This is a genomic window from Isoptericola sp. NPDC056134 (assembly GCF_042264825.1).
GTDB lineage: Bacteria > Actinomycetota > Actinomycetes > Actinomycetales > Cellulomonadaceae > Isoptericola > Isoptericola nanjingensis.
In genome coordinates, this window is sequence record NZ_JBHJVM010000058.1 from 1 (window position 1) to 2269 (window position 2269).

The window sequence follows — 2269 nt, forward strand, 5'->3', positions numbered from 1 at the left end:
GGGGGTTGGGGAATGGGGGGGGGACCCGTCGTGGGGGGGGGGGGGGTTTGGAAGAGCTTCCCCTCGGCTCGGGGGGTTTTGGCTACGTCAACAACCTGCTGGGTCAGTACACCTAGACGGTGGCGCCTGAAGGCCGGCGTGCACCGGGTCTGTCTGATTAACGGTGGGTGGGTCTCGGCCTGACACGCCGAGCACAGGCTTGGCGGGAAGTAGGCAGGATGACCGAGATCATCGAGCCCGTGACGCTCGACGGGGACGAGAAGCAGGCGCTGGCGCAGCAGCTGGTGGCGCAGGCGAAGGCGGCGGGGATCGATCTGGTCGGCCCGGACGGGCTGTTGACCGGCCTGACGAAGCAGGTCTTGGAGACCGCGCTGGACGAGGAGCTGACCGAGCATCTGGGCTACCCGCCCGGTGAGCGTGCCGCCAAGACCGGGTCGAACGAGCGCAACGGCACCCGGTCCAAGACGGTCCTGACGGAGATCGGTCCGGTGGAGCTCGACGTGCCTCGCGACCGTGACGGGTCGTTCGAGCCGACGATCGTTCGCAAGCGGCAGCGGCGCCTGAACGGTGTCGACGAGCTGGTGCTGTCCCTCACCGCACGGGGGCTCACGACCGGGGAGATCAGCGCGCACTTCGCCGAGGTCTACGGTGCCAGCGTTTCCAAGGACACCGTCTCGCGGATCACTCACAAGGTCGTCGCCGAGATGGCCGAATGGCAGACCCGGCCGCTGGACGAGGTCTACCCCGTGATCTTCATCGACGCCCTCGTGGTCAAGGTTCGCGACGGGCAGGTCACGAACAAGCCGTTCTACGTCGTCATCGGTGTCACGACCCGCGGGGAACGCGACATCCTCGGGATCTGGGCCGGCGACGGCGGGGAGGGCGCGAAGTTCTGGCTGAACGTGCTCACCGAGATCAAGAACCGCGGCGTGGGCGACGTGTGCATCGCGGTCTGCGACGGTCTCAAGGGCTTGCCGGACGCGATCACGACCGTGTGGGAGCTGGCGCAGGTGCAGACCTGCGTGATCCACCTGATCCGCAACACGTTCCGCTACGCCGCCCGACAGGACTGGGACAAGATGGCCCGCGACCTCAAGCCGATCTACACAGCCGTGAACGCCGAGCAGGCCGAGGTCCGGATGGACGAGTTCGCATACGAGTGGGTCGGCAAGTATCCGGCCGCGGTCAAGCTGTGGCGGTCCGCATGGGGCGAGTTCATCCCGTTCTTGGACTACGACGTGGAGATCCGCAAGATCATCTGCACGACGAACGCGATCGAGTCGTTGAACGCCCGCTACCGGCGCGCGGTCCGCGCCCGTGGGCACTTCCCGAACGATGCCGCAGCGCTGAAGTGTCTCTACCTCGTGACCCGGTCCCTGGACCCGACCGGCCGCGGTCGGGCACGATGGGTCATCCGGTGGAAGGCCGCGCTGAACGCGTTCGCGATCACCTTCGAGGGGCGCATCAACCCCTCGAGCAACTAAGGAACGCCGTGGCCCGCCCACCGTTCATCGGACACTCCCGACGTCGCGAAACCAAGTTGTGCGACGCCTGACAAACGGTCGGTTCTGCAGCAGACCCGATTCTGCGTCGCGGCGTCGTCAGTCTTGATCGGTGCGGGTACGGCGGACGTATACATGCCTCTTGGCGGGCTTGAACCGTCGTGTGGTCTTAGCGGTCGATCGAGGCCATGTTGGCCTCGTCGTGTCGCGCGCCTGCGGCTGGTTCGAGCGAGTTCAGGCGCTGGAGCTGGTCGTCGGTGAGCTCGACGGCGTCGGCGGCGGTGTTCTCCTCGACCCGCACGACCCGTCGGGTGCCGGGGATGGGGGCGATGTCCTGGCCTCGGGTGAGGATCCACGCGAGAGCGGTCTGGGCAGGCGTGGCGCCGATCTCGGCGCCGACGGCGCGTACCTCGTCGACGATGGCCAGGTTGCGGCGGAAGTTCTCGCCGGTGAACCGGGGGTTGGTCTTGCGCCAGTCGTCGTCGGCGAAGTCCTCGACGGTGCGGATCTGCCCGGTGAGCAGGCCGTGACCGAGGGGTGAGTAGGGGACGAAGCCGATGCCGAGCTCGCGCAGCAGGGGCAGGATCTCGCTCTCCACGTCGCGGGTCCACAGCGAGTACTCGGTCTGCAGGGCCGTGACGGGCTGCACGGCGTGCGCACGACGGATCGTTCGGGCGGACGCCTCGGAGAGGCCGAAGCGCAGGACCTTGCCCTCTGCGATGAGGTCGGCGACGACGCCCGCGGTGTCCTCGATCGGGGTCTGGGGG

At 67.7% G+C, this 2269-nt stretch carries 2 protein-coding genes; one reads left to right on the plus strand and one right to left on the minus strand.

The window, feature by feature from the left end; genetic code table 11:
* The first annotated feature begins 218 nt into the window (after window positions 1-218).
* On the plus strand, window positions 219-1484 hold the full coding sequence (locus tag ACFCZN_RS21190) for an IS256 family transposase (RefSeq protein WP_430558077.1): 1266 nt from the start codon (window positions 219-221) through the stop codon (window positions 1482-1484).
* Between the two features lie 187 nt (window positions 1485-1671).
* Here the strand turns inward: ACFCZN_RS21190 and ACFCZN_RS21195 are convergent.
* The coding region (locus tag ACFCZN_RS21195; RefSeq protein WP_430558078.1) for an aldo/keto reductase at window positions 1672-2269 on the minus strand (598 nt) is incomplete at its 5' end.

What these genes read in the sequence shown, in the direction of transcription:
- ACFCZN_RS21190 (WP_430558077.1), top strand. Translation starts at nt 219, where the DNA reads ATGACCGAGATCATCGAGCCCGTGACGCTCGACGGGGACGAGAAGCAG.